General features: G+C 65.4%; 28 protein-coding genes. 8 read left to right on the top strand and 20 right to left on the bottom strand.

Annotated features, from left to right (window positions below; all coding sequences use genetic code 11):
• Window positions 1–528: 528 nt before the first annotated feature.
• Window positions 529–1,227: a hypothetical protein gene (locus B7L05_RS16665; RefSeq protein ID WP_085811417.1), complete on the bottom strand. Its 699-nt coding sequence runs from the start codon at window positions 1,225–1,227 to the stop codon at window positions 529–531.
• A 95-nt stretch (window positions 1,228–1,322) separates the two neighbouring features.
• Here B7L05_RS16665 and B7L05_RS16660 point away from each other — a divergent pair, with 95 nt between their 5' ends.
• Entirely contained in the window at window positions 1,323–1,535 is a 213-nt protein-coding gene (locus B7L05_RS16660) for a helix-turn-helix domain-containing protein (protein WP_085811416.1), read from the top strand.
• A 524-nt stretch (window positions 1,536–2,059) separates the two neighbouring features.
• Here the strand turns inward: B7L05_RS16660 and B7L05_RS16650 are convergent.
• The 3 genes from B7L05_RS16650 to B7L05_RS16640 form a co-directional block, all read right to left on the bottom strand.
• Complete coding sequence (locus tag B7L05_RS16650; RefSeq protein ID WP_085811414.1) at window positions 2,060–2,860, bottom strand: hypothetical protein; 801 nt, start codon at window positions 2,858–2,860, stop codon at window positions 2,060–2,062.
• Window positions 2,861–2,928: 68 nt separating this feature from the next.
• Window positions 2,929–3,660, bottom strand: coding sequence for an anti-sigma factor (locus B7L05_RS16645; RefSeq protein ID WP_085811413.1), 732 nt, complete (start codon window positions 3,658–3,660; stop codon window positions 2,929–2,931).
• Complete coding sequence (locus B7L05_RS16640) at window positions 3,657–4,127, bottom strand: RNA polymerase sigma factor (RefSeq protein ID WP_375601270.1); 471 nt, start codon at window positions 4,125–4,127, stop codon at window positions 3,657–3,659. Before B7L05_RS16640 ends, B7L05_RS16645 begins: the two co-directional genes overlap by 4 nt.
• Between B7L05_RS16640 and B7L05_RS16635 the strand changes: the two genes are divergently transcribed.
• Together B7L05_RS16635 and B7L05_RS16630 are read left to right on the top strand one after the other, a co-directional pair.
• Window positions 4,089–5,522: a S8 family serine peptidase gene (locus tag B7L05_RS16635; RefSeq protein WP_144037369.1), complete on the top strand. Its 1,434-nt coding sequence runs from the start codon at window positions 4,089–4,091 to the stop codon at window positions 5,520–5,522. The two genes, B7L05_RS16640 and B7L05_RS16635, sit on opposite strands and share 39 nt — an antisense overlap.
• 108 nt (window positions 5,523–5,630) lie before the next feature.
• Window positions 5,631–6,482, top strand: coding sequence for a hypothetical protein (locus B7L05_RS16630; RefSeq protein WP_144037368.1), 852 nt, complete (start codon window positions 5,631–5,633; stop codon window positions 6,480–6,482).
• A 214-nt stretch (window positions 6,483–6,696) separates the two neighbouring features.
• Here the strand turns inward: B7L05_RS16630 and B7L05_RS16625 are convergent, their stop codons facing one another.
• From B7L05_RS16625 to B7L05_RS16580, 11 genes are all read right to left on the bottom strand, one after another.
• Window positions 6,697–6,930 (bottom strand): hypothetical protein, encoded by a 234-nt coding sequence (locus B7L05_RS16625; protein ID WP_085811409.1) that lies wholly within the window; start codon window positions 6,928–6,930, stop codon window positions 6,697–6,699.
• A complete protein-coding gene (locus tag B7L05_RS17790) occupies window positions 6,927–7,049 on the bottom strand; it encodes a hypothetical protein (protein WP_256926813.1) in 123 nt (40 codons plus the stop codon). The genes B7L05_RS16625 and B7L05_RS17790 overlap by 4 nt, the downstream gene beginning before the upstream one ends.
• A complete protein-coding gene (locus tag B7L05_RS16620; RefSeq protein WP_085811408.1) occupies window positions 7,046–7,723 on the bottom strand; it encodes a sensor histidine kinase in 678 nt (225 codons plus the stop codon). Before B7L05_RS16620 ends, B7L05_RS17790 begins: the two co-directional genes overlap by 4 nt.
• Before the next feature lie 36 nt (window positions 7,724–7,759).
• On the bottom strand, window positions 7,760–9,037 hold the full coding sequence (locus B7L05_RS16615; protein ID WP_085811407.1) for a PAS domain S-box protein: 1,278 nt from the start codon (window positions 9,035–9,037) through the stop codon (window positions 7,760–7,762).
• A gap of 451 nt (window positions 9,038–9,488) precedes the next feature.
• Window positions 9,489–10,871, bottom strand: a complete 1,383-nt coding sequence (locus tag B7L05_RS16610; RefSeq protein ID WP_144037367.1) for an MATE family efflux transporter — start codon at window positions 10,869–10,871, stop codon at window positions 9,489–9,491.
• Window positions 10,872–11,016: 145 nt separating this feature from the next.
• Complete coding sequence (locus tag B7L05_RS16605; RefSeq protein WP_085811406.1) at window positions 11,017–12,012, bottom strand: NADP-dependent oxidoreductase; 996 nt, start codon at window positions 12,010–12,012, stop codon at window positions 11,017–11,019.
• Window positions 12,013–12,029: 17 nt separating this feature from the next.
• On the bottom strand, window positions 12,030–12,500 hold the full coding sequence (locus B7L05_RS16600) for a PaaI family thioesterase (protein WP_085811418.1): 471 nt from the start codon (window positions 12,498–12,500) through the stop codon (window positions 12,030–12,032).
• 5 nt (window positions 12,501–12,505) lie between these two features.
• Window positions 12,506–13,204, bottom strand: coding sequence for an SDR family NAD(P)-dependent oxidoreductase (locus tag B7L05_RS16595; protein WP_085811405.1), 699 nt, complete (start codon window positions 13,202–13,204; stop codon window positions 12,506–12,508).
• Window positions 13,201–13,791 carry a 2-hydroxychromene-2-carboxylate isomerase gene (locus B7L05_RS16590; RefSeq protein ID WP_085811404.1) on the bottom strand — a complete coding sequence of 197 codons (591 nt, stop codon included), beginning with the start codon at window positions 13,789–13,791 and terminating at the stop codon, window positions 13,201–13,203. The genes B7L05_RS16595 and B7L05_RS16590 overlap by 4 nt, the downstream gene beginning before the upstream one ends.
• Window positions 13,788–14,288 (bottom strand): helix-turn-helix domain-containing protein, encoded by a 501-nt coding sequence (locus B7L05_RS16585; protein WP_085811403.1) that lies wholly within the window; start codon window positions 14,286–14,288, stop codon window positions 13,788–13,790. Before B7L05_RS16585 ends, B7L05_RS16590 begins: the two co-directional genes overlap by 4 nt.
• A gap of 317 nt (window positions 14,289–14,605) precedes the next feature.
• Window positions 14,606–16,039 carry an efflux transporter outer membrane subunit gene (locus tag B7L05_RS16580; protein ID WP_085811402.1) on the bottom strand — a complete coding sequence of 478 codons (1,434 nt, stop codon included), beginning with the start codon at window positions 16,037–16,039 and terminating at the stop codon, window positions 14,606–14,608.
• 92 nt (window positions 16,040–16,131) lie between these two features.
• On the opposite strand from B7L05_RS16580, the gene B7L05_RS16575 reads away from it, so the two are divergent.
• The 5 genes from B7L05_RS16575 to B7L05_RS16555 all read left to right on the top strand — a co-directional run bounded on the left by B7L05_RS16575 (window position 16,132) and on the right by B7L05_RS16555 (window position 22,094).
• Window positions 16,132–16,752, top strand: a complete 621-nt coding sequence (locus B7L05_RS16575; RefSeq protein WP_085811401.1) for a TetR/AcrR family transcriptional regulator — start codon at window positions 16,132–16,134, stop codon at window positions 16,750–16,752.
• Window positions 16,753–16,842: 90 nt separating this feature from the next.
• A complete protein-coding gene (locus B7L05_RS16570; protein ID WP_085811400.1) occupies window positions 16,843–17,964 on the top strand; it encodes an efflux RND transporter periplasmic adaptor subunit in 1,122 nt (373 codons plus the stop codon).
• Window positions 17,965–17,969: 5 nt separating this feature from the next.
• Entirely contained in the window at window positions 17,970–21,041 is a 3,072-nt protein-coding gene (locus tag B7L05_RS16565; RefSeq protein ID WP_085811399.1) for an efflux RND transporter permease subunit, read from the top strand.
• A 238-nt stretch (window positions 21,042–21,279) separates the two neighbouring features.
• Window positions 21,280–21,438 carry a hypothetical protein gene (locus B7L05_RS17555; RefSeq protein ID WP_179187257.1) on the top strand — a complete coding sequence of 53 codons (159 nt, stop codon included), beginning with the start codon at window positions 21,280–21,282 and terminating at the stop codon, window positions 21,436–21,438.
• Window positions 21,435–22,094 carry a UPF0149 family protein gene (locus tag B7L05_RS16555; RefSeq protein WP_144037366.1) on the top strand — a complete coding sequence of 220 codons (660 nt, stop codon included), beginning with the start codon at window positions 21,435–21,437 and terminating at the stop codon, window positions 22,092–22,094. Before B7L05_RS17555 ends, B7L05_RS16555 begins: the two co-directional genes overlap by 4 nt.
• Before the next feature lie 221 nt (window positions 22,095–22,315).
• On the opposite strand, the gene B7L05_RS16550 is transcribed toward B7L05_RS16555, so the two are convergent.
• From B7L05_RS16550 to B7L05_RS17280, 5 genes are all read right to left on the bottom strand, one after another.
• The gene (locus B7L05_RS16550) at window positions 22,316–23,989 is read right to left on the bottom strand and encodes a recombinase family protein (RefSeq protein ID WP_085811396.1); all 1,674 of its coding nucleotides are present in this window, start codon (window positions 23,987–23,989) and stop codon (window positions 22,316–22,318) included.
• Window positions 23,986–24,399, bottom strand: a complete 414-nt coding sequence (locus B7L05_RS16545) for a DUF2924 domain-containing protein (protein ID WP_256926812.1) — start codon at window positions 24,397–24,399, stop codon at window positions 23,986–23,988. The genes B7L05_RS16550 and B7L05_RS16545 overlap by 4 nt, the downstream gene beginning before the upstream one ends.
• Window positions 24,396–24,893, bottom strand: coding sequence for a DUF3489 domain-containing protein (locus tag B7L05_RS16540; RefSeq protein ID WP_085811394.1), 498 nt, complete (start codon window positions 24,891–24,893; stop codon window positions 24,396–24,398). The genes B7L05_RS16545 and B7L05_RS16540 overlap by 4 nt, the downstream gene beginning before the upstream one ends.
• A 470-nt stretch (window positions 24,894–25,363) precedes the next feature.
• Window positions 25,364–25,720, bottom strand: a complete 357-nt coding sequence (locus B7L05_RS17285) for a hypothetical protein (protein ID WP_144037365.1) — start codon at window positions 25,718–25,720, stop codon at window positions 25,364–25,366.
• Between the two features lie 101 nt (window positions 25,721–25,821).
• A complete protein-coding gene (locus tag B7L05_RS17280; RefSeq protein ID WP_144037364.1) occupies window positions 25,822–26,790 on the bottom strand; it encodes a hypothetical protein in 969 nt (322 codons plus the stop codon).
• Window positions 26,791–26,935: the final 145 nt, after the last annotated feature.

Here is a 26,935-nt window from a genome sequence, read left to right as displayed (position 1 = left end):
CCGCCGTCGCCCTCGCTGCAACCGTCATCTTCTGGCTGTGATCAACGAGTCCTGAGCCTAGGCGATAGACCTGTGGCTCAAGCTTTCGAAGAAACGCAAAGTTTGAATCGCCCCCGACCATAAGCACTGGTTATCGTCGGCCAGGCAATTGCACCATAGCTTTCGTCGTGGGCACCGCCAGGGTCGGCGCCCCCGAGGGGGGCTTCTAAACCACTAAAATGCCGGCCAAGCTAAGGTCCGCTTCTCGCATCTGAGCGGTTGGAAGCGGCCAGTCCGTTTCCGGCCCACTTCCAGCCGTTCAGCGCGCCGGATGCTAGGATGGCAGTTCCTGGGCCGGGAGCGGACTGGCAGGTTTCAGTTGGCCAGGTTGCGAAAGCTGCCGCGGCCATTGAGTGCCGATGCACGACAGCTACCGACCAGAATGTGTCGATCCAGTGCGTGACGATGAACGTCTGAAGGTGCCAGAAGCCGTTATTGGATCGCGCGTCAACGGCTCGGACGCCGGCTGCGGCGAGCAGGATAATCTGTTCATGGACCGGTGCGCTGGCCACCCGCATCAGGGCGGTTCAGCGCCGTCGCGAACTCCGCATCCGTGGCGCGCCAATGGACGAAATTCCGCCAGGTCATGGCGTAGTCTAGCAACTCTGCAGAAGAACTTACCACCGTCAACCGGCTTCCGGCGCTACTCTGTTTCAGCCGGGTCAGCCCGGTGTAGATCAGCGCAAGGCTGTCCTTGCCCTTGGCCTGGCCAACATGGATCACCAACAGCGGTGCTTCCCAGCCCTTGAAACTGTGCAATGTCGTCGCCTTGATCCGCGCATCGCCCATGAAAAATCCGACCTTCTGCCGCCGACGTTCCTTTTCATCTGCATCATAGGTCGCCACGCTCCTGATACCTGCGTCGGCGCCTTCACCACCGCGCAGGTGCACTTCAGGTGCCGCCTGCGCCCACCACATGCGCCCGCGTGCAAAGGTGATCCACAGCGTGTCCGGATCACCGTCATAGAACGCCCTGGCCTCGTTGGTGTAGCCCGTCGCCGTTCCGCGCGCCGGGTAAAGCGCGGTGTAGACCTCTTTCATTGCGCTCCAGTCGCCCGCTAGCGCGAGATCGTGCGGGTCTGTCGGCAGCCCCCATTCGAGATGGCCCTCGTCGAAGGCCGCGGTTTCCCAGCGTCCGCCAGCGCCGAGCTTGATGTAGCGAATATTGGTCGGGATGATCGTTTTCATGACGCATGACGTCGCTCTGCCTGCAGGTATAGTCCAGTCGAAATGTGACTCATCAACCGTGGACGATAGATCTACATCGCTGCTGATGATTTGCCATGGACGTGCGGCAGCGCCTCGGGATGAACGTGCGCCGCTTACGCAAGGCGAAGGGGCTCGCGCAGGAAAAGTTCGCGCTCGAGTTCGGAATGGATCGCACATACGTCAGCGGGATCGAACGCGGTACGCGCAACCCGACGATAACCGTCGTCCAGCGTCTTGCCGACGCCCTCGACGTTCCTGTCGCAGAGCTGTTCGCGGAAAAGGACTGACGGCAAAAGCTGCGGGTGGACTAGCAGGCCTTCTCGCGGCTTCGTGGCAGCATGCCGCCGGATTATGACTTGATCGCTCGATTGCTCACTCACTGCGGGGTGATCATGGAAGACGTCGCGCCCGTCGCTATCATCCGCGCAGACCCGCAGAGTGTCGCCGCGCAATGCAAAACCGTGAAGCAAGCCGCTGCCGACGTCATTGCGCTCGTTGCGGCTACTGAGGTGCTGCTTCGAAGACAGCAATAGCGATTGCGGCACTTTCTCCTTGATCACAGACACTCAAGCGAAGGCGCTTACCGGCACGGGATCAGCGAAACTACGGCCTGCCTGATCTTAAAGCCGCCAAACGTAATTGGTGGAAACCCGCCCGGCCGGTTTGGAGCGCGAACTGACAGTCGCGGTCGTTCGTTCATGATCAGGTGGTCGCCCCTACATGCTCAAGTGTCGCCATCAATTTGGAGCGGCCGATCGCGACTAGGCAGTCTCGCCAAGGCTCCTACGCCTTCTCGGGCCGCGCGCCCCGGTCAGAACATCCGCACGCCAAGCTGCACACCCGCGATGGCCTCCGGCGCGCTTTTCGACAATCCCACACCTCCATGTACCGAGAGTGACAACTTGGATGACGCGCCGGCCGTGAGCCGGGTTGAGAGCAGCTGTTCGTCCACCAGCGAGGAGCTGGGGTTTTGGGCATGGCCATAGGCGATCTGACCCGACACGCTCGACCCCAGCGACGCGTTGAGCCCGGCTTGACCCGACCATGCGTTGCGGAGCCGATAGCTGTCCGGACTTCCGGGCATCGTGTACGTCACGCTGGCAAACGGCGTGACGCGGCCGATCGTTTTGGATGCCTCGACACCCGCCGCGTAGTCGGCTTTGCCGGTTCCAAGCCCCCGTTTGGCAGTGGGAAGCTTCACCTGCCCATAAGCAGCGAGATCGGCGCCTTTGATGGGCAGCACCCACGCCGCGCCCAGTCTGGTATCGCCGATGCCCTGACGCCGGACACGTGCGGCAGGACGGCTTGGGTCGACGAGGATTGGCAGACCCAAAGGCCCGCTGCCGCTGGGCACGACGTTACCGGGTGCATCGATGCGTGTATAAGCCAGCGAAGCGGACAATATCACGCGGCCGGTGACGACGCGGGTCCCGGCCACCGCCGATGTGGTTTCGATCCGCTCCCCGGTTCCATATTTCCCCGTCTGATATTGCACGCCGGCAATTGCCTCGCCGCTGGCCCGCGCAGTGCGGGAGGCAGGCTCGGACACCTGTTGGGCCGCTGCCGGGAAGGACAGGAGCAGCAGGGCGGCGGCAACCGTGGACTTGTGCATGATACTCTCCGTTCTCGAACGCTTCGACGGAGAACGAAAATTGTGCCGGCTTTAATCCCGGCGCAGGGCTAGCGACTTGAAGCCGACCTGGACCATCGCGAACCGATCGCTGCCCGCTCGCCTGCGGCATCGAGCGGATCTCCGGTCATCATCTCCTGCGCCTCAGCCATCAACGCCGCACCGCCCGAGCCGGCCTGGCGATAGTCGGTAATGGCGCCCGTCTCCGCTGCGCGCAGCGACTGCACACGCCATTCGCCCTCCCCGCGGCACGCGATTGCTGCCTGCCTGCCCGTTTCAAAGGCGCGACAATAAACGCCGTCGGTGCGCCGAAACGTCACCAGAATCCGCACGGGATCGGCCGCTGCCGGGATCGACGCAAGCTGGGTGTCGAGTGCCTTGCCGGTGTCGCCGCGGGCTACCAGAAGCCCGTCGCGCACCGCGAATGGACCTTCATCCGGCGACAGTTCGCGCCCGATCAGCAGCCCGAGCACAAGCGCGGCGGCAACGGCGCTGCCCGCCGGCAGCCAGCGTGGAATGGCGCGCCGATGCCGCTGTTCGTGCGCGTCGGCGATGTCGCTCACCTTCGCCGATGCCCGCAGCATGGCCACCAGGGGATCAGGTGGCGGCGTTTTCGCGATCGGATCGAAGGCGAGATGCAGCCGTTCCCGTAATTGCCGCTGCCGCGCGAGTTCCTCGGCAAGATCCGGATCCGCTATCACTGCGCGCTCGACGCGCTTTGCCGCGATGGGATCAAGTTCGCCATCAACATAGGCGGACAGCATTTCGGGACTGATGTTCACGCCGCTTCTCCCAGCCGCTCGATCAGGGCCGCACGCCCACGCACGAGGCGCGACGTCAGCGTTCCCATTGGAATGTCGAGCATTTCGGCCGCTTCCTTGTAGGCAAGGCCTTCAACCAGAACGAGCGCGATCACCTCGCGCTGCTCCAGTGGCAACGCCTCCATGGCGCGCATGACCTGGCCCAGTTCCACGCTGGCCTCGATTGCGCGATCACCGCGATCGCCGACGTATTCGCCATGTTCCGCCGAGACGAACGTCGCCGCGCGCCGATTGCTGGCGCGTGCGGTGTCGATCCATAGATTGCGCATGATGCGATACATCCAGCTGTCCAATCGTGTTCCGGGTTGCCACGATGCGCGCGCGTTGATCGCGCGCTCTATGGCAGCCTGGCAAAGATCGTCCGCGTCCGACGGTGACCGGGCGAGCGCGTGGGCAAACCGCCGCAGCCGCGGCAGGAGCGCCACCATCTCGTCCTCGAACACCACTTCTCTCGGACTTCCCTGCCTTCACCGGATGAAACGAGCGATGTCCCTCGTTTAATCCCCATGACACAGATATTTGCCCGGGCTAGCGCAGAACTGATGAGTTACCGATTGCCGGCATTGTTTGCTGCACTGCTGGTTGCGCCGACAGGCGCGGGCGCGCAGATCCTGCCGCCGCCATTGCTACCGCCTGTCGGCGGGATCGTGCGCGACCTTGGCTCCGCAGTGACGCAAAGCCCGCTGGTGCGGCGGGCCGAGCGGGCGGCGCGAACACTTGCGCGCGATCGGCTCTATCGGCTCGAATTGACCGCACGGCGGCATCCAGACCTGATCGAGATCGATCGCGACGGCAATCCGGTGCGTGCGAGGGAAATCCTGGTCGAGGATCCGGACGAAGCGCTCCTGACGCAGGCGGATGCGGCAGGCTTCTCGCTTCTCGAACGCCAGACGATCGATGATCTCGGGATCGGTTACGCGCGCTTCCGGGTGCCGCCCGGCACGTCGCTGAACAGGGCGCTCAAGCGCATGCGCGCCATTGCCGGGGGCCGCGGCGTCTCGACCGATCCACTCCATTTCGCAAGCGGCACCATGGTGCCGTTCGCGCCGGCCGCGGACAAGAGCCCGGCCGTCGCAGCCGTGGACGGGGCATCGATCGGGATCATCGACGGGGGGGTCGACCCGGGCATGGTCGACGGCGCCGTGGTGCAACAGGCATTCGCGACCGGGGGACCGACGCCGAACGCCCACGCAACGGCGCTCGCCTCACTCATTCGGGGAACGCGCACGATCCGTGGCAGCGCGCCACGAGCGCGACTGCTTGTCGCCGATGTTTATGGCCGTGACCCTGCAGGAGGAAGTGCCGCTGCGATCGCCCGCGCGATCGGCTGGATGGTTCGGCAGCGCGTGCCGGTCATCGCGGTAAGCCTCGTCGGACCCTTCAATCCGCTGCTGTCGCGTGTGGTGGCAACGGCGCTCGCCCGGGGAACGGTGATCGTTGCCGCGGTTGGGAACGACGGCCCCGCCGCGCCACCTGCCTACCCTGCTTCCTACCCCGGCACGCTTGCCGTTACGGGAGTCGATGGACGAAACCGCGCGTTGATCGAGGCGGGGCGTGCCACGCATCTCGATTATGCCGCGCCTGGCGGCGACCTGCTTGCCGCGGGCCTGGGCGGACGAACCGTTGCCGTACGCGGCACGTCGTTCGCCGTCCCGTTCGTTGCCGCGCGTCTGGCGCATTTCCATGCCGCACCCGACAGCACCGCGATCGCGACTGCGCTGAGCGCCCTCGACCGGGAGGCGATCGACCTCGGCAAGCGCGGGAGCGACCCCGTCTACGGCCGCGGCCTCGTCTGCGGCGCGTGTCGCACGCCGAAAAAATGATCAGCGGCAGGGATTAAGTTGCTGCGAGCATCCGTTCTCGACGGAAGCGCGCCGATCTGGCGCGCGATCGATGATGAAAAGGAAAGCTCGATGAAGACGCTCTTTCTCGTGACGGCAGCCGCGCTTGCCTTCTCCGCGGCACAAGCCCCGGCTCAGCTCCTCGGCGGCAGTGGTGGTCTGGGCGGCGCACTCGGCGGCGGCGGATCGCTTGGCGGGCTCGGCGGCACGATCGGTGGAAGCGGCGCCGGCACCCTGGACAGCACGATCGAACGCGTCCGTCAGCCAGTGACCACCACCGCACGCAGCAGCACGCGTGCCAACGGCGACGCCAACGCCAGTTCGCGTGTCGACCGTCGCAGCGGCCGGGTGAATGCGACGGGGCAGGCCAACGGCAGCGGGAGCACGGCGCTCGACAATGCCAGCCAGTCGCTGAGCCTCGGCGGCGGCGGGTCCGGTTCGGCGCGCGGCAGTGCGACTGCGGATCTGGTCGGCACCGACGATGTGCGCCGCATTGGCGGAAACGCTGCCGGTACGCTGCGCGGCGCAGTCGACACCACGGGCGGTCTCGTGGGCAAGACACGCGATCGAGCCACGAACACCGTCGGCACCATGCGCAATTCCGCGGGTTCGATCACCGGCAACGGTGCCGCAGATAGCGGCGCAAGCGGAACGGCAGGCAACGGCTTCCTGGCGCTAAGTGGCACTTCTGCCGCCAATGCCGCCGGTAGCTTCGACGTGGCACCGGGCATGGATATCACCAATCTGCGCGGTCGCACGATCGGCACCGTCGGCGAGGTCGTCACCGATGCGCGTGGCCGCATCCAGGCAGTGCGCATGGAGATCGGCAAGCGGATCGCAACCATCCCTGCCGGCAACTTCAGCGCTTCCGGCGACGTGCTGGTCTCCGCCGCTTCGAAGGGCGAGATCAAGGACATGGCCAAAGATCAGTCCGGCAACTGATCTTCGGGGCCGGAACGGGCTCGAGCGCTGGCAAGTGACCACGCTCGGGCCCGGGCAACGCAACGTTCGTGATACAGCGCGTGCAGAGCGCCCGGTCTCGTGCGCTTACGAGCCGAAGTTGACCTGAAAACGCGCCCGGTTCGGGGACGTCGCAGGGCCGTGGGTGAGCGAATCCGGGTTTGACGCCAAAGCTGTCAGTCAGCGGTCGCCGGCCTCAGGCCTCTGCGATGGAGCCGATGATAAGCCGTACGTCTTCCAGCGAATAGGGCTTGGTCAGGGTTGGCACGTGACGATGCCGACCGGGATGTTCAGTGTCGCCATAGCCCGTCGCAAAGACGTAGAGCACGCCCCTGTCGGCGAGGGCATCGGCGATCGGATAGCTCCGCTCACCGTGAAGATTGACGTCGAGAATGGCAATGTCCGGGGCACAGCTCACAACCAGCTTCAAGCCTTGCTGAAGCCGCGATGCCGAGCCAACGGTTGTCCACCCCAGGCTTCCACCATGTCCTCGAGCGCAAGTGCGATGGCCGGCTCGTCCTCCACAACCAGAACGCGTTTGGCCATCATGCGGCAACTCCCGGCAGCGGAGCGTCTAATCGGCAGATGAGCCCGTCCCTCCGGAAATCAAGTTCGACCTGAGCGTCAAGATCGGCCGCAAGTGCGCGTTGAATCATGCGTGTTCCAAAGCCTTTCCTCTCAGGGGGCACGACCGGCGGCCCTCCCTCCTCGATCCAGTGGAGCTTCAAGCGCGGCTCACCCTGGGTTCGACCGATTTCCCACCGGGTGGTGACGGTGCCGCGGCCGGTGGACAGCGCCCCGTATTTGACTGCGTTGGTGCAGAGCTCGTGAAAAACCATAGCGATCGAGACGGCGACTTGCGGGGTCAGCGTCACTTCTGGGCCTTCGGTGCGATGCCGCTGCGCCTCAGCCCCACAAACCGCCCCAACGGCGGTCTGGACGACATCTTCTAAGCTGACCGACTCCCAGCTTTGCCGCGTGAGCAAATTGTGAGCAGCCGCCAAAGTTGCCAGCCGTGCTTCGAAGGACGCGCGTTCGGTATCAGGCGGGAGAACTCCCTTGAACGATTGCTGCGCCAGCGCCTGAATAATCGCCAGGGTGTTCTTAACACGGTGGTTCAGCTCGCTGATCAGCAATTGCTGACGCTCGCCTGCACGTTTACGCTCGGTTACGTCCCGTCCCACCACATGGAGGCCGAAAGCCTCACCGTCGGCACGGTACATCAGCCCTGAATTGATCTCCCAATCCAGCCACTCACCTCAGCTGTCTCGAACTCGGACGTCATAGCGCGTCGTGCCGCCAGCCGCCAATTTCTGCCGGAGCTTGTCAGAGGTCTGGGTAAAATCGTCGGGAGAGATGAACTCGGCGATGTTGCGGCCAATGGCTTGCTCTCGGCGGACACCCACCGCGACCGCGGCCGATTGATTGCAGTCGGTGATGACCTGGTTCAGGTCGGCAGTAAGGATGAGATCGCTCGATTGCTCGAAGATCAGTCGATACCGATCCTCGCTAAGCTTTCGCGCCTGAAAGGCCGCTTGCAGCGTTTCAGCCGCCGTATCGATTTCCTTGAGCCCGGTGGGCCTGTACTTTGGCGCAAATCCGCGCTCGATCTCACCGGCGGTTTCAGCCAGGTTCTTCGCGGCGCGGGTGACACGGCGTGCTGTAAGCAAGCCTACGGCTGCGCCCGTGAGGATCAGGAAGGCGGCTGCACCGAGCGCGAGTGGCACCGCCTGATTGGCGCCAGCGCGAATGTCGGAGCGGGGAACGCCGACAACGAAGGTCCACCCCGAGTAGGGAGAGCGGCTGAACGCAGCGACCGTCGGAACTCCCTCAAGGGAGTGGCTTTCCTGTACGCCCTCGGCTCGCCTGGACATGGCAGCGCGGATGTCGGGCGTCGCCAGCTGGCCGATAAACTGGTCAGGGCGCACGTTCCGCCACGCGATGATGCCCCGTCGATCGACGACATTGGCGTAGGTACCCTGCTCCACGCGCTGCTGCTCGAGGATCTTCGCAAGCCGGGTCGGGCGCATGATGACGGACAGCGCGATCTCGGGCCGACCACGGGACGGGGCGGCGATATCAACGCAGAGGATCTGCCGTTCGACGCGGCCGCTAGCGAGGTTGCAGATGCGGCTGCGGCCTTGGTCCAGCTCGCCCCACATATCCTCCGGAGCTTTACCGGGCGGAAGCTGCGCGCCTCGCGAGAGGCCCGTGTTCACCAACTGGCGACCCGCCCTGTCGCTTACGACTAGCCATGCATCCGGCTCCTGCAAGATCCGCCGCGCCTGGAGGTCGAGGCCCGACCAATCCCGCTGCGCCACATGCGGCGACATCGCCAACACTCGCAGAATGGCTTCGTATCGCTTCAGGTCGCCGTCGACGACGAGCGACAGCGCCCGGGTGGTCGCCTGCAGCTGCTGCTCCGCCTGCCTGCGGCCGACGCGCTCTACCTCGAATGCTATGAAGGTCGCCGCCGCGAGAACCAGTGCGACCAGAAAAAGTGAGGTGGTGACAAGATACCGTTGAACTGACCGCAAGCCAATCTTCCCAATCGCGATCCGCCGATCTGCACCGTACGGCTGCGGCGTGACAAGCTTCTACTGGCTGAACCCTTAAAATGACGCTTCTCAATGCTGAGCGCCGGTTTGACCCACTTATTGCTTTGATCCGCGTCGCGCCCCGGCGACAGCTGAGAAGGCCGCGTTTACCGCCACGAACGGTCGCTTTCCGCAAGGACGGCACCCGAGACCGGTCGGTCCATTCATGAACGAGCGGCTGAAGATCGAAAGCGCTAGGCCGAAATGAATGTCGGACTCTGGGTCATACAACCTTCAGCCGGTCGCCAAGAACCTGATCCCAATCAGCGCCACCTTCTGATCGTTATTGCCTCGGTTGAATGCAGGACAACGGCCTGTTCGCTATCGGGCGGCCAATTGCAAGGAACTGTGATTACGCCAGTCTTCGCGGTCCAAGGTGGATTACGATTTTCTACCAGCGCGCTAATTTGACGAACAATGCGGTGCCCAATCCCATGACTATCATGGCAACCGCCGAAAGCGTGAAGAGCGCATAAAGGGGAGCTTGTTCTTTTAAGAGCCACCAACCACCGATCAAGACGACCGCCAAGCGGCCACCTTGCGCTGCGATCGCACCGCCAACTCGACCAGCCCCCTGCGACGCGAAATACAGGCAAAGACCCAAACCGAAAAACGCGTACGCGAAACCAGCAATACGCAAATAGCTATAAGCGGCCGCGCGAACGCCGGGCCCGTTGGTGAACATATCGACCCACAATCCCGGCATTGAAACGCTGAGGACACCGATCACCCCCAGTGCCGACGCGGACAATCCACCCGCGACCCATGCAATGTGGCGTGCCCGTACGAGGTTCCCCGCCCCGATCGCGGTGCCGACCATCGGCACGCTTGCGACACCGACTGAGAATGCGATCGGTATGAGCAAGAACTCCAGACGAACCCCGATGCCATAGCCCGCCAGGGCCTCATGGCCAAAGCGGGCGACCAGCGCGGTCAGGACAAGCACGGTCGCGACTGAGAGGAACGGCGAAAGCATGGCAATCGCGCCAACCCGCATGATCTCCCGAATACGAGCGACGCGCAGCAGGCTTGGATCCAGTCGCAAATGAAGCGGGGAGTGACGCGACTGGAGGTAGAGAAAGAGGACGAGAGCAGCACCGGAAAAGGCGATGACCTGGCCGACGGCAACGCCGGCCATGCCGTACCGCGGGATCGGACCAAGGCCCAAACCGAGGGTTCCACCTACGACAACTTGCACCATGCCAGCCGCCAATTGCGTGCAGGCGGGAATGGACATGTTGCCCGATCCCCGTGCGATCGACGCGAGGATGTTCGTTATCCAGATCGCGATGATCGCCAGCGCCGCCACGTTGGAATAGGTGACCGCCTCATGCAGAACCTGGCCGCCGCCGCCAAGACGATGATAGGCGGAGGGGCCGAGAGCAAGAACGGCGACTGTGAACAGCAGGCCGAAGAACAGGCCGATTGCGAGCGAGCATAGCGCCAACGACAAAGCGTGATCGGGATCGCCACGCCCCAGCGCGCGACTGATCGCGCCGGAGACGGTGCCCCCCATCGCGCCGGCCGACAGCATCTGCATGAGCATGAAGATGGGGAAGACGAGCGCGACGCCGCCGAGCGACGCGACGCCCAGCGATCCCACGTACGCCGTCTCGGCGATCGACACGATCGTTGCGGAACACAACGCAATCAGGTTGGGCAAGGTCAAGCGGATGAGGGTCGACAGGACGGGCCCCTCGCGCAGCAAGGTCGCACGAGCGACTGCCGGCGATATGGTCGTCCGAATTGTCTCGCTGCCGGTGACTGACGTCACAGATCCCCCTCGACCAAACAAGCCGGAAAAACATTTCGCAAGATTGGATCGGGCGACGTACAGTTACCGGCAGCGCCAGGAATCCCGCCAGCGGCCGCGTCGCCCAAAACGATAGCGCGCGTTTCCGCCCGTTGCCCACTCATCCTCATGGCATGGCGACCTGGACCACCACTTTGCCGCGCGCCCGGCCGGACTCCACCCGTGCCAGCGCGGCGGGCGTGTCGCCGAAGGCATATGTGCGATCGATCACCGGCCGGATCACACCGGCATCGACCAGTCCGGCGATGTCGGCGAGTTGAGCCCCATCGGCGCGCATGAACAGGAACGAATAGTCGATGCCCAGCCGGCGGGCCTTGCGTCGGATGCGCGCGCTGAGCAGTCGCATCACCTGCCGAACGATCCAGTTTGCGCCGATCGCGCGCGCAAACGCCGGATCGGGCGGGCCCGAGATCGAGATCAACTTGCCGCCCGGCCGCAATACCTTCAGCGATTTTTCGAGCACGTCGGAGCCGAGCGTGTTGAGCACCACGTCGTAGCCGCTGAGCTGCTCGGCGAAGTCCTCGTGACGATAATCGATGACGATGTCGGCACCAAGGTCCTTTACCAGCGTGAGATTGTCGGGGCCTGCTGTCGTTGCCACGATCGCGCCGAGATGCTTGGCTAGCTGGATTGCGATCGTGCCGACTCCACCCGAACCGGCGTGGATTAGGATTTTGTCGCCCGGTTTGATCGCCGCACGCTCGACCAGCACCTGCCAGGCGGTCAATGAAACGAGCGGAAGCGACGCCGCCTCGGCCATCGTCAGGCTCGCCGGCTTGCGCGCGAGGTCGGCCTCGGCAACGGCAATCCGCTCGGCGAAGGTACCGATCGGATCGGGGCGGGCGAACACCTCGTCCCCGATCCGGAACCGGTCCGCGCCCATACCCAAGGCCACCACGGTCCCGGCCAGATCACCGCCCAGGATGAGCGGCATCGCCATCGGCAATACCGCCTTGAACTCGCCGTCGCGCAGCTTGAAATCGATCGGGTTGACGCTCGTCGCGGCGATCGCGACGACCACCTCGCCCGGGCCGGGCCGCGGATCGGGCATCTCTCTCAGCGTCAGCGGGGCCTTGTATCGATCGATGACGAACGCGCGCATCGCAGTCTCCGCTCAGGTCAGGATTGCAAGGCGCCGCGCGCCCGCGGCGCGACGTCGAACACCAGCAATGTCGATGTAGCGGTGGCGCACAGGCGACCCTCGCCGTCGATCAGCGTCGCCTCTGCAAAGGCGACGCGTTTGCCGACCGAAACGACGCGGCCGGTCGCCCGAACCGTGCCGCTGCTTTCGCTCAGCGCCCGCAAATAGGACACCTTTAATTCCAGCGTCGTGTGCCCACGATCTGGACCGAGCGCGCTGTGCGTGGCGATGCCGCAGGCGCTGTCGAGCAGGGTCGCCGCATAGCCGCCATGGACCGAACCGAGCGGATTATAGACGCTGCGATCCGGCGTACCCTCGAATACGACGTGGCCGCGTTCGACTTCGGCGAGATGGAACCCGAGCGTTTCGCCCATCGGTGCTTTGAACCCACCCGCGAGCGTCGCCTGCAACTGCGTCAGGCCGTCCGGCCGTTCATCATGTTCGGACATTTCGTTCACCATGGCTCGTGGAAGGGGCGGACCTCGGCAAGGAACGACCAGGCGTCGCGCGGCTGGTGCGCGAGATGGTGGACCTCGTCCGCGATCGAGGCGGGCGAGATGAAGAAATCATCCGGTTTGGTCGGCTGCAGCTCGCGCTGCCACGGCACGTCGATCGCCGCATCGATGATGAGGTAGGCGACGTGGACGCCCTTCGGTCCGAGATCGCGCGCCAATGACTCGGCGAGGATGCGCTGTGCCGCCTTGGTCGGCGCGAAGCCGGCGAAGGCCGCTTTGCCGCGCTGTGCAGACGTATTGCCGGTCACGACGATCGCGCCTTCGCCCGCCTCGACCATGGCTGGCGCGGTCAGCCGGGCAAGATGGAACAGCGCCATCGTGTTTATCTCGAAATTGCGCTGGAGCGTCTCCGGCTCGACCTTCTCGAACGTCCCGAACGCGCCACCGACCGCATTGTGGACGACGATCTTCGGATTACCGACTTCGGCGATGACGCGGGCCAGTGCGACAGGGTCGCTCACGTCGCAGGCGATGCCGATCGAATCCGCGATTTCGCCTTCGAGCGCGTCGAGCCGGGCCTTGTCGCGCGCCAGCATCACAACACGATATCCTCCCGCGGCGAACCGACGGGCGATCGAGGCACCGGTGCCGGGGCCGACCCCGGTCACGAGCGCAAGCGGCTTGATGATGTCGGTCATGCTGCTTCCTTCTGCTGCGCAAGGGTCTCGCGCACGAAATCGAGCCGGTCGTTGCCGAAGAACATCGTGTCGCCGACGAATATAGTCGGCGAACCAAATACGCCTCGTTCGACTGCTTCGTCGGTATTGGCGTCAAGCTGTGCGGCTGTTTCGGGCGTGTCGATGCCTGCCGCGATCACTGCCGTGTCGATGACCGCATCGGCGATAGCGCCGACGACATCGGTGGCGTTGGCCAGCGTCTTGCCTTCGCTCCAGATTGCCCGATACAGCGCCAGCGTGACCGCCGCGCGATCCGCAGGCACGGCGGCGAGGACTGCGCGCGAGCAGGCGTCGCCATCGTTTTCGCGCATGTCCGACGGGTTGAGCGCGATGCCGTACCGCCCGGCCCAGCGCGCCAAGTCCATCCGTGCATAGCGGCCCTTGGCGGCGCAGGTGATCGTGGTAGGCACGTTGCCGACCCGGTCCATCACCGTCAGGATCTTCATCGGGCGGAACGCGATGTCGACGTCCATCGCCTGCAATTGAGTGAAGGCGAGATAGCTGTAGGGGCTGCGGAAATCGTAGAAGAGGTCGACGGACTGCGTCATGACGTGGCTCCACTGGCGGGATCGAGAAGGCGGCGGATAGTGTCGTCAGCACCGGGGCCGGGGCGAAGCTGGATCCGCGCCGGCTTCACGGCGATGCCGGTTTCGGCATCGACCAGCGCTAGTTTCAGCGGTCGCCCGGTGTCACGATCGACGGTCTCGACGGTCGGCTGGCCGTATCCGCTGGCGTCCCAGCGATCGCCCCATTCGCGCAACGCGACACTCACCTTCCACAGATCGCGACCTTTCGGCGTCAGGCGATATTCGTCGCGCGGCGGCCGATCCTGGTAACGCGCCCGTTCGACGATTCCGCCTGCCTCGAGATGCTTTAGTCGCGCGGCGAGCGTGGCGGCAGGGATGCCGGTGCTGGAACGCAGATCGTCGTAGCGGCGGAGCCCGAGCGACAGATCGCGGATCACTAACAGCGCCCAGCGATCGCCGATCAGTTCAAGCGCGCCTGCGATCGAACAGCGCATGCCGGCAAAGGATTTCGATTTCATTGATGAACCCTGTTACTTCAATAACTGAAGTAGCCGTATCGGACAACGGATGCAATAGCGCTCGGCGAATACCCAGGCCTGACAGACTGCGGCTCGCGGACGCACCGGTTCGACGACGGGGGCACGATTGTGCGACCCAGCCAGCGACGGCGGTTTTTGCGGCGTGTCGACCGGGGCCGTCGGGAAAGCGGCTGAAGGTCTTGTTAGCGGGCGTGAAAGCGCTGACGCGATCATCGGACGGTAGCGCGTGGTTCGTCACACGTTCCATGCACCGACAGCGCTGCGATTCCGAAGGGCGGCTGCGACAGCATGACTGCCTACGACCAGCCGCCGCCGAGCGCGCGAAACGCCGCGATGCTCGCCTGCGCCTGTGCTGCATCGGCCTGCGCGCGCGCGTCGCGCGTGGCGAGCAGCCGCGTGTCCGCATCGAGCGCCTCGATCAGGCTGACGACGCCGCCGCGATAGGCCGCGCGCGAGGCGTCGCGCGCGCGCGCCAACGCCGTCTCGCCGGTCGTCAAGATCGCGGCTTGGCGACCGCGCTCGGCGATCGCGGACAGCGCGTCCTCGACATCCTTAGCCGCCGTCAGCACCGCCTGGCGATAGGAAGCGAGCGCCTCCGCGTCGCGCCCCCGCGCGGCGGCGATCTCGGCGTCGATCCGGGCGAAGTCGAACAGGCGCCAGCGCAAGCCAGCGAAGCCCTGCCCCTGCACCGCGCTGCCGCCGAGCAGCGCGCCCGGGCCGGTGGCGGCGACCCCGAGCAGCCCCGACAAGGCGATCTTAGGATAATATTCCGCCATCGCCTGCCCGATGCGCGCGTTCGTCGCGATCAGGCGCTGCTCGGCGGCGATGAGATCAGGGCGACGGCGGAGCAGATCGGCCGGCGTACCGACGTCGCCGAGCGGCGGGGGGGCGGGGATCGCCGACGGGGTGGCGAGTTCGGCCTGCGCGGTGCCGGGCGCGCGGCCGAGCAGTACGTCGAGCGCGGTCATCGCGGCGGCGAGCGCGGCGCGCAGCACCGGGATGCCGGCACGCACCTGCGCCAGCGCGCCCTGCGCCTGTCGCCATTCGAGCTCGGCTGCGACGCCGCGGCGATAGCGCAAGGCGACGACATCGGTCAGCCGCGCCTGCGTGCCGGCCTGTTCCTCGGCGATCGCGATGCGCCGTTGCAGCGCGCGGATCGCGACATAGGCATCGGCGACCTCGGCTGCGACGGCGACCTGCGTCGCGGCGGCGCCGGCGCGCGAGGCGAGATAGTCCGCGCGCGCCGCCTCCCGCCCGCGCCGCAACCCGCCGAAGAAATCGATCTCCCAGCTCGCGCCCAGCCCCGCGTCATACAGATCGGTGCCGCGCTGGAAGGCAGGAAAGGCACCGAGCGCACGGCCGGTCGGCGTTTCGAGCGACTGATACGCATAGCCGGCGTTCGCGCTGACCTGTGCCGTGGGCAGCAGCGCCGCCTCGCTCGTCCGCAACCCGGCGCGCGCCTGCGCCACGCGCGCGGCGGCCGCGGCGACATCCTGATTGTCGCGCAACGCGCGTTCGACGAGGCGCGTCAGCAGCGGATCACCAAACCGCCCCCACCATGCCGACGGGATGGCGGTGGAACCGGCGGGGAGACCGGCAGGTCTGGGCGGGGCGGCGGCAAACGCGGGGGCGAGCGTCACCGCCGGCGCGCGATAATCCGGGCCGGTCGTGCAGCTGGAGACTGCCGCCGCGACGCCGCACAGGAGGCTAGCACTGACGATCTTGCGCATCTTCCGCCCCTGTCCCCCGACACCCCGAATGTGACGGATAGCTACACTGGTCACTCATTGTCAAACGGCGCGCCGAACCCTAGGCATAAGCGATGACCGATGCGATCCAGCAGGCAATACCTTCGGCGCGCGGCCCGCAGGATCACGCCATCCGCGACCAGATCCTGGGCGCCGCGCACGGCCATTTCCGTCGCCATGGTTATGGCAAGACGACGGTATCGGATCTGGCGCGCGATATCGGCGTGTCGAAGGCGTACATCTACAAGTTCTTCGATTCCAAGCAGGGCATCGGGCAGGCAATCTGCGCGACGCTGCTCGACCAGATCCTGGCCGAGGTGCGCAAGGCGGTGGACGAAAGCGACAGCGCGACGCAGAAATTGCGCATGCTGATCGAGACGATGACCAGTGCGACGCTGACGGTGTGCTTCACGGATCGTCAGCTGTTCGATCTAGCCGTGCATTCCTGTGCCGACAAATGGCCGTCGTCACAGGCCTATATCGCGCAGATCCTCTCGATCCTGGCCGAGATCATCGCGGAGGGTCGCCGCACCGGCGAGTTCGAGCGCAAGACCCCGCTGGACGAGACGTGTCGCGCGATCGCCGGCGCGATGCAGCCGTTCGTCAATCCGGTGATGCTGCAGCACAATCTGGACGATCTCACACGCGGCGTGAACGAGGCGACGAGCCTGATCCTGCGCAGCCTGGCCCCCTGAACCGTCGCCGCGGCGGCGCCAAACGGTGACCGATTGACAGTTTCGTCACGGAGCGGCATCTCATTGGTCGATTGACCGGGGGGTGACGCTATGGCGCGGGTGGTATGGTTCGGCGTGATCGCGGTGATCGGCGCGCTCGCCGGTTGCGACAAGGCCGAAATCGATCCCCGCACGCTGCCACCCGTCGTCCGCATCGCCACCGCCCAGCCCGGCGGGGCGACGGGGCGCAGCTTTTCGGGCGTGGTGGCGGCGCGCGTGCAATCCGATCTCGGCTTCCGCGTTGGCGGGCGGATCGTCCGGCGACTGGTCAACGTCGGCGATACGGTGCGCGCCGGCCAGGAATTGATGCGGCTTGACGCGAGCGATCTCGGGCTTGCCGCAGCGGCGCAGGGGCAGGCGGTAGCTGCGGCGCGCGCGCGCGCGGTGCAGGCGACGTCCGAGGAGCGCCGCTATCGCGATCTGGTGGCGGCCGGGGCGGTGTCGGCGCTCGTCTATGATCAGGCGAAGACCGCCGCCGCCGCCGCGACGGCGCAGGTGCGGGCGGCGGAAGCGCAGGCAGGGACCGCGCGCAACGCAGCGCGCTATGCCGTGCTGCGCGCGAGCACCGCGGGCGTGATCGTGGAGACGCTGGCCGAGCCAGGCCAAGTCGTCGCTGCCGGACAGCCCGTGCTGCGCGTGGCCGAGGCAGGCCCGCGCGAGGCGGTGGTCAACTTGCCCGAGACGATCCGCCCCGCGATCGGCTCGATCGCCAGTGCGACGCTCTACGGCGATGGCGTCAGCGGCGAGGAGCAGGGCGGCGGCGGCGGGCGGGGCCCGGCGCGGCTGCGGCAATTGTCCGACGCGGCCGACCCGCGCACGCGCACCTTCGAGGCGCGCTACGTACTGGGCGGCGGCGCGGCGGGCGCGGCGCTGGGATCGACGGTATCGATCGCGCTGGCGGATGCCGGCGGGGGCGGCGGCGGTGATGGGGGCGGCGTGCGGGTGCCGATCGCGGCGCTGCGCGATGCCGGCCGGGGGCCGGGCGTGTGGGTGCTGGCGCCGGACCAGCGACACGTGCGCTGGCGGCCGGTGACGCTGGCGGCGCTGGGCGACGAGGACGTGACGATCGGGCGCGGACTGCGCGCCGGGGAAGCGTTCGTGACGATGGGCGCGCATCTGCTGCGCGACGGGCAGGCCGTGCGCCCGACGCGCGCCAGCGGTGCCGGGCTGTGAGCCCAATGAACCTTTCGGCGCTGGCGGTGCGCGAGCGTACCGTCACGCTGTTCCTGATCGTCGCCATTTCGGTGGCCGGGCTGTTCGCGTTCCTGAACCTGGGCCGCGCGGAAGACCCGAGCTTCACGATCAAGGTCATCACCTTTGCCACCGTCTGGCCTGGCGCGACCGCGCAGGAGATGCAGGACCAGGTGGCCGAGCCGCTGGAAAAGCGGATGCAGGAGCTGACTTATTACGACCGCGCCGAGACGTACACGCGCCCCGGCTTCGCCTTCACGACGCTGTGGTTGAAGGATACGATCGCGCCCACGCTGGTGCCCGAGCAGGTCTATCAGGCGCGCAAGAAGCTGACCGACGAGGCCCCGCGGCTGCCGCGCGGCGTGCTGGGGCCGTTCGTCAACGACGAGTTCGGGGACGTGACCTTCGCGCTCTATGCCCTGAAGGCGCGCGGGGTGCCGCCGCGCCGGATGGCACGCGAGGCGGAGCGCGTACGCGACCGCCTGCTCGCGGTGCCGGGGGTGAAGAAGGTGCTGATCCTGGGCGAGCGGCCCGAGCGCATCTTCGTTGACTTCTCCAACGCGCGCCTCGCCGCGCTGGGCCTCGCCCCACGCGACGTGTTCGCCGCGCTGGCCGATCGCAACCTGCTGACCCCGGCGGGGGCGATCGAGACGCGCGGACCGCTGGTGCAGGTGCGGCTCGACGGCGCGATCGACAGCCTGGACGCGATCCGGCTGACCCCCGTGGCGGCGAGCGGGCGCACATTGAAACTGGGCGATATCGCGCAGGTCCGCCGCGGGTACGAGGATCCGCCAACCTATTTGATCCGGCATCAGGGCGAGCCGGCGCTGGAGCTGGGCGTGGTGATGCGCGAACGCTACAACGGCCTCCAGCTCGGGCGCGATCTGAAGGTCGCGGCGGCGGGGATCACGGCCGAACTGCCCCTGGGCGTCAGCTTCGAGCAGGTGACCGACCAATCGGTGAACATCGACGAGGCCTATGGCGAGTTCATGCTGAAATTCGTCGTCGCGCTGGCAGTGGTGATCGCGATTAGCCTGATCAGCCTGGGGTGGCGCGTGGGCGTCGTGGTCGCCGCGGCGGTGCCGCTGACGCTGGCGGCGGTATTCGTCATCATGCAGGCGACGGGGCGCGATTTCGACCGCATCACGCTGGGCGCGCTGATCCTCTCGCTTGGCCTGCTGGTGGACGATGCGATCATTATCATCGAGGCGATGGTGGTGAAGATGGAGGAGGGCGTCGACCGCATCGCGGCCTCGACCTGGGCCTGGGGGCATACTGCCGCGCCGATGCTGTCGGGCACGCTCGTCACCGCGATCGGGCTGATGCCGGTCGGGTTCGCGCGATCGGGCGCGGGCGAATATGCCGGCAACATTTTCTGGGTGGTGATGTTCGCGCTGCTCGCGTCATGGGTCGTCGCGGTCGCCTTCACGCCCTACCTCGGCGTGAAGCTGCTGCCCGACATCGCGCGCGTCGCCGGTGGGCACGCGCAGATCTACGGCACGCCGGCCTATCGGCGGCTGCGCCAGGCGCTCGGGGCGATCGTCGCGCGCAAGAAGCTGGTCACCGGCGCGGTGGCGGGGCTGTTCCTCTCGGCGGTGCTGGGCATCGGGCTGATCGACCAGCAATTCTTTCCCAATTCCGATCGCCCTGAAGTGCTCGTCGAGGTGCAGATGCCCGAAGGCACGGGCATCGCGGCGACGAGCCGCGCGACTGCGAAGATGGAAGCGTGGCTGCGACGCCAGCCGGAAGCGCGGATCGTGACCGCCTACGTCGGGCAGGGCGCTCCGCGCTTCGTGCTCAACATCTCGCCCGAGCTGCCCGATCCGTCGTTCGCCAAGATCGTCGTGCTGACGCCGAGCGAGCAGACGCGCGACAGCCTGAAGCATCGCATTCGCCAGGCGGCGGCCGACGGCCTCGTCCCCGAAGCGCGCATCCGCGTGTCGCAGGTGGTGTTCGGCCCGCCGTTCCCCTGGCCGGTCGCCTTTCGCGTGATGGGCCCCGACGCCGCGCGCGTGCGGGCGCTGGCCGAGCAGGTGGAACGCGTGCTGGTGGCGACGCCGGACGCGCGCACCGTCAACACAGACTCGGGCGAGCGCGTGCCGGTGATGCGGCTGCGGATCGACCAGGACCGGATCGGCGCGCTGGGGCTGAGCACACGCGAGATCGCCGAGCAGCTGCAGACTGCGCTGAGCGGCACCACCGTAACCGAGGTGCGCGAGGATATCCGATCGGTCGCGGTGGTCGTGCGCAGCGACGGACCGGCGCGGCTCGATCCCGCTCGGCTGGGCGATCTGACGCTGGCGACGCGCAGCGGGGATCGCATCCCGCTGGAGCAGGTCGGCCGGTTCGAGATCCGCATGGAGGAGCCGATCCTGCGGCGGTGGGACCGGATGCCGACGATCACCGTGCGCGCTGATGCGGCCGAAGGGCGCCAGCCGCCGGCGGTGACGAAGGACGTGCTGGCGAAGCTGGCGCCGCTGATCGCCGGCCTGCCGCCGGGCTATGCGATCGAGGCCGGCGCGGCCTTCGAGGAATCGAGCAAGGCCAATGCCGCGCTCGCCAAAGTCTTCCCGGTGATGCTGATCCTGATGGCGATCGTCATCATGCTCCAGGTGCGCTCAATCGCGGCGCTGGCGATGGTGTTGCTGACCGCGCCGCTATCGCTGGTGGGGGTGGTGCCGACGCTGCTGTTGTTCGGCCAGTCGTTCGGCTTCAACGCGATCCTGGGGCTGATCGGGCTTGCCGGCATCATCATGCGCAACACGCTGATCCTGATCGGGCAGATCCATGGCAACGAGGCGGACGGGATGGCGCCGTACGATGCGCTGGTCGAGGCGACGATCCAGCGCGCGCGCCCGGTGCTGCTGACGGCGCTCGCCGCGGTGTTCGCGTTCGTGCCGCTGACCTTTTCGGTCTTCTGGGGATCGCTCGCCTTCACGCTTATCGGTGGGACGATCGGCGGCACGATTCTCACGCTGGTTTTCCTCCCTGCGCTCTATTCCTTATGGTTCCGCATCCGCCCGCCCAGCACGCTCGCTGACTCCCGCGACGTTCGATGAATAGCCGTCGCAAAAACTCGCCCAACAAAGCACACGTCGATTCATGAACGAGTGGCAGGTTTCAGGCGTTACTTGAAAAGCGTCGAACGACCGGGTATGGGTCGACTATGCACGTCGAGCTTCGCTGAACGTTTGCAGAAAGGCGCAAAGCGAACCGCAAAGCGCTGCTAATATCGATTGATCCTGCTAGCAGTCGGCCATGCTCAAAATAAGAGATAGGCGTCGCGCGGCTGAGACGATGAAGGCATTCAAACGCCTGATCGCCGTTGAGGCGGCCGTTACGGCACTTGACGACGAGGATCTGCTCGACTTCGCCGACATCTTCGCTGCCGGTGAGTCGACGCCGCTGCGCGAGATGGCAGAGGCCGAGATGCGCCGGCGAAATCTTACCCTGTGAGGCACTTTCCTTCTCGCTTCCGGCGTCTTGATGGCGCTCTCGCGGACTTGCCGGTCGAACAGCCGATGCTGCTGACCGAGCTTGACGGCTTTCTGACTGGGCTATTGGTTTGCCCGGAAGCGGTGCCCTCGCACGAATGGATGACGGTTATCTGGGGAACGGAGGCCGACGGCATTCCGCCTTTTGAAGATCCGGTGGATGTGCAGTGGTTCTCCAATGCTGTGGCGGCGCGACGCAACGAAATCGCACGCGATCTTGACCGCAGCAAACTCCAGCCAATCCTTGACATCGACGAGCGCGATGGTGAGATCCTCTGGGAATATTGGGTCGATGGCTTTGGTGAAGCGATCGCCCTGCGTCCCGAGACCTGGGACGCGTTGGCAGACTCTCCGGAGAGCGCGGCTCCGTGGTCGCGTTTAGCGAGGCTTATCGCGATAGCTCGCAACGAGAGTGAGCTCGACAGCGTGGAAGTTAATGCGCTCGAAGGGCAGGCGATGACCGAGCTGATAGACGCAGTCCAGCTACTGTACACTGCGCGTACGCGCCTCTTGGGCGCTCAGTCTCCTACTCCCCCAGCAACAATGCTGACGAAGGTAGGTCGCAACGACCGGTGCCCTTGCGGATCGGGAAAGAAATATAAGCGCTGCTGTGACTGACCAGCTCGCGGCTGAATGATGCGATCATTTCCAGCGTCAAGCGAGAGAAAAATCTGCCTCGATCACGCCGCGGTTCATGTGCGAACACGCGACGGCTTACGGAAAGCTCCTCGGCAGCTTTTAGTGGCCGCAAGTGGGTCCCCCTTTGCCGTTCAAGCATTAACAGCTGACAAGCATCGGTCGGAGCGAAAAGAGCTTCAAGGTTCAAGGATGTCGTTGATCTAGCCGGTTGGAAGCATCGTCGCCGCTTGCAGTTTCCAGCTTGCCGGCGGCGGTGCAGCGAGGGTGAGCGCCTTAACGGTGACACGGGCGTGCTGCGTGCCGGTGAGGATCGCGCTGGTGACCTGTGGCGATAGGAAGGCAAGCCGCACGACGCGGGTGACATAGGCCGAACTTACCTTCTCGCGAGCAGATAACCGGGTGATATCGATCCCACCCCGGCGCAGTTCGCCCCACCAGTGCCGTGCCTGTACCATGAGTTTGACCAGCGAGCGGTCGGGTGAAGCGCTTGCCGTTGCGCCGTTGCCATGCACGAGCCGCATCGCCTTGCCTGAACGGGTGAGCCGCACATAGTCGCTGAGCGTGATCGTAGCCGGGGCGCTAGGGTGCGCCGTGATGCCGAGGGCGGCGGCGATCGCAGCGGTGTCGAGGATGAGGTCGATACGGCTGTCGTGCACCTGTACCTGCTTGAGCATGACGAGTACGTCGGGCCTACGGCTGCGCTGCTGCGCTGCGATGCGGGCGCAACGCTGCTGGACGTCGGCATAGCGATCGCCGGGCACATCGAGCCAGGCGGTGGCGATCAGTTCGACCGGATCGTCGAACAGGCTAGCAAGCCGGCTGGTGACCAGCGTCTCGATCTCGCGTGCGGGGACACGCATGCCGCTGGTGGTCTCCTGATGGTGTAGCGCGCGACTGACATAATAGCGGTAGCGACTGGTGTTCCCCTCCCCTGCCCCGGCCTTCGTCGCATGGGTGATAATTAGCGGCGCGCCGTGCTGATCGACGATCCTGCCCGCAAGCAGACTCTCGCTCTGGCTACGCGTGCGTTTGCTCCCTTGCAGGTTGCCGGCGAGCAACTTCTGCACCGCGTCGAACGTGGCGACATCGATGATCGCGGGATGGTTGCCGGGATAAATCTTCACACCGTGTGCAATGCGGCCGGTGTAGGTCACCCGCTTGAGGATGAGGTAGAGCGTACCGCGTGAGAAAGGCACACCGCCAAGCGGCTTGCCGCTGATACTGGTGCGCTGCGGCACCATGATCTTTTGCGCCCTCAGCTCGGCTTCGAGCTGGCGCACGTTGCCAAGCGAGAGATAGCGCGTGAAGATGTGCCGCACGATGGCGGCATGCTCCTCGACCACCTGAAGGCTTCTGCCATCGGGCTTGTAGCCGAGCGGCGGGGTACCGCCCATCCACATGCCCTTTGCCTTGCTGGCAGCAATCTTGTCGCGGATGCGCTCGGCGGTGACCTCGCGCTCGAACTGCGCGAAGGACAGCAGCATGTTGAGCGTGAGCCGCCCCATGCTGCTCGTCGTATTGAACGCCTGCGTTATGCTGACGAAGCTGGCGTCCGCTTTCTCGAACGCCTCGACCAGCTTGGCAAAGTCGAACAAAGAGCGGCTCAGCCGGTCGACCTTGTAGACGACGACGATGTCGATCTTGCCGGCGGCGACGTCGTCCATCAGCCGGCGTAGCGCCGGGCGCTCGAGCGTACCGCCCGAGATGCCACCGTCATCATAGCGTTCGGGCATCTCGTCCCAGCCCTGCGAAGCCTGGCTGCGGATATAGGCGGCACATGCCTCACGCTGTGCGTCGAGGCTGTTGAAGTCCTGCTCGAGGCCCTCGTCCGATGACTTGCGCGTATAGATCGCGCAGCGAATGGCCGCGCTCATGCCGCCACCTTCTTCTTCAGACCGAAGAACGCCGGCCCCGACCAGCGCGTGCCGGTGATCGCGCGCGCTACCTCGGACAGCGAGTTCCATTCCCTGCCGTCCCAGCGCACGACCTGATCCTCGCCGATCACCACGATGTGCACCCGCCCGCCCCATTCGCGCACCAGGCGCATGCCGGCAGCTGGCGGCGTGGTACGCGTAGCGCCGCGGGAGAGTTGGTCGAGCGTGCGCGTCGTCTCGCGCGTATGGCCGCCCAGCCGCCGCGCCTGGATCTCCCAGGCGAGTGCCAGCCGCAGCAGCTTGGGGCTGACGCGCGGCACCGCGCTGCCCGTCTCAGCGATCCAGCGCTGACGCAGGCGGTCGGAGGTGAGCTTCTCCAGCGCGGCGATCTCCACCTCGACGTCCATCATCCTGCCTCAACGATACGGTAGCAGGTGGCGTCCTCGCGCTTGCTCTTCGTGAGCGTGTGGCCCTTCTTGCGCAGCGCGGTCAGGAACGCACGCGTGGTGTGCGGCAGCCAGCCGGTGGCGGCGATCAGCTCGGGCAGCGTTGCGCCGTTGGAGCGTCCTAGCAGCGCGAGCACCTGTGCTGCCTTGGTCTGGGCAGGCGCGGGCACCGCAGCGCGCCCACGCCCCTGCCCTGCTCGGTCATCGACGCCGATCGCGACGAGACCTGCCGCCGTCACGAAAATGCCGTAGCGGGTTATCTCCTCAACCCGCCACACCTCCTCCGGCGTACTAGTCTCGCGCTCCTCAACAAGGCCGCGCTTGGCCAGCAGGTTCAAAGTGCGGGCGATTGGGCCCGGACCGGTGGTGATGGTAGTCGGCAGGGGGTAAACGCTACCGGTGCCGCGCTGAGCGGCGCTGCTCAGCAGGATGCACTGGGTGTCGGTAAGCTTGGTCATGGGTGGTCTCCGTTGGACTAGCACCGCGCCGGCCCCACCACTCACAGCCCCGCCGATAGATTCGGCTGAGGCTCAGCTTACCGCGCAATTTGCTCCGCGTAGCAGCACCAATGCTCGACGCGTCGGCGAAGTCGAATGGTTTGTGGCTCGCGCGCGATGTTCCACACACGTTCTGTCCTACAGAGTGCTTCCCGGCTAATTGGATCGGCGGAAGGAGCCGTTCATGATCCAGCTCGCCCCCCCGCTGTTGGTCGCTATCGCCGCTGAGCTAAGTGAAAGGCAGGCTCATCTTCCCGCAACGGCTTCATCAGGCGCGGGAGATCGTCAACGCTTCAGTCTCAGCACACTTTGATGAGGAGCACAGGTAGGCTTGGCATCTCAGAGTAAACAACTCGCGCCAGGATAGGGTCTATGCTGCAAAGAGCACACTAACTAGTGAGCTACGGACTGCTCCGCAGAACGCGCCGCCCCTAGGACCCCTTTAACGCGCGCTTAGCGTTGAATATGGCGTCAGCTGCTTCGCCACCTATCCGCTGTGTGTCTTTGTCGAACTGCGCAGCAATGGCGGGCGTGGTTAGGCCATCTAGTCCCTCCCGGAACATCCGACGGAATTCGCTTCGGTTATCGGCTTTTGCGAAAACTCGAGCGCGATACTCCGCGAGAGCAGCTTCTACCTTGACGCGATCCTTCGGTCCTAAATCTGCCTTTGCTGCGCTGAACGTCCGGTCGAAAGCCTCCTGATTGCTCCCATCAATAACGGTCGGGCCGCCCTCCGTAGAACAGGAAGCAAGCATCATTGCGAAAGCTAAGACGAGTACGCGCGTCATATTTTTCAGCTCGTGTCTGCTACAGCGATCATCTATTCGCTGTCTTGGCTACATAAGGATCGACTTATGAGGAGGCCGGGAGCATTGCTCCCGGTCAGCCGTCACATGGGTGTAGTTCGCGCGCGAGCCGCGGAGTGTCCGCCCAAACGGTACAGCGTCTCACGTATACGGTCTGCGTCGGTTTGACCCGCCTGCACTGTCACCAGCACACCGCCACTTTTGAGATGACCGCCATAATATGACGCGTCATCATCATCGATGCCGTGCTTCTTCAAGGTCTCGTTGAACGTGCCGGCGGCGGCGCCAGCGACAGCACCGATCGCCATAGCCTCGGGAACCGCGGACGCGGCGATAGCACCTAGAGCGGCAAGCGGTCCGACGCCCGGAATTGCCAACGCGAGCACGCCTAGTCCAGCGCCGGCTGCGCCTCCGCCTAGAATACCGCGCAGAATGCTGGTGTGTTCTTCGTCGGTGACCTCACCATCTCCAGCGCGCGTCGTCATCGTACCTTTGCTTTGGGCAATAACGGATAGCGCGCTGTCGCTTACACCCTGTTGACGCAATTCGGAGACAGCTCTTTCTGCGTCTGTGTCGCTGTCGAACATCGCCGACACGGTACTTGTTTCACCTGATCCAGCGAAATCTGCCGTAGCACCGCCCATCGCGGCAGCAGTGCCGCCGCCATGACCCGTCACAGCGTTTGCTGCTCGATCCAGGGGGCCGCGGTTCGGATCGTCATGTCCGGTAAGTCCGTCAGAAGCACGATCGATCGCCGCGCCGACGCCCCCGCTCTGGCCCGTGACTGCATTCGCCGCGCGATCAAGCGGACCGCGGTTTGGATCATCATGACCGCTCAAGGTGTTGGCAGCACGGTCAAAAGGTCCGCGGTTCGGATCATCGTGCCGGTCCAGCGCGTTTGCAGCCCGATCGAGGGGGCCGCGGTTAGGATCGTCGCGTCTATCCAGCGCGTCCTCTGCGCGGTCCAGCGGATCTCGGCCAGACGCGTCTTGGGCAAAGCTGCCTCTATCTCGATCGGTCATTCGACTTACTCCTGAACGCATCATCGCCATGCTCAACGGAGCCCGGCCGCCGCTCGACGACCAACACTCTAGCGAAGGCGTCCATTAAACTCCTGACGCTGCACAACGTTCAACTAGGGTCAGGACCCATTGATGTGAGTGTCGCGATCTGATTCAGGCTTCGCGAGGAGACCCC

Origin of the sequence: Sphingomonas sp. TZW2008, from assembly GCF_002117915.1 — a bacterium.
Classification (GTDB): Bacteria; Pseudomonadota; Alphaproteobacteria; order Sphingomonadales; family Sphingomonadaceae; genus Sphingomonas.
This window is presented reverse-complemented; position numbering and strand designations above follow the sequence as displayed.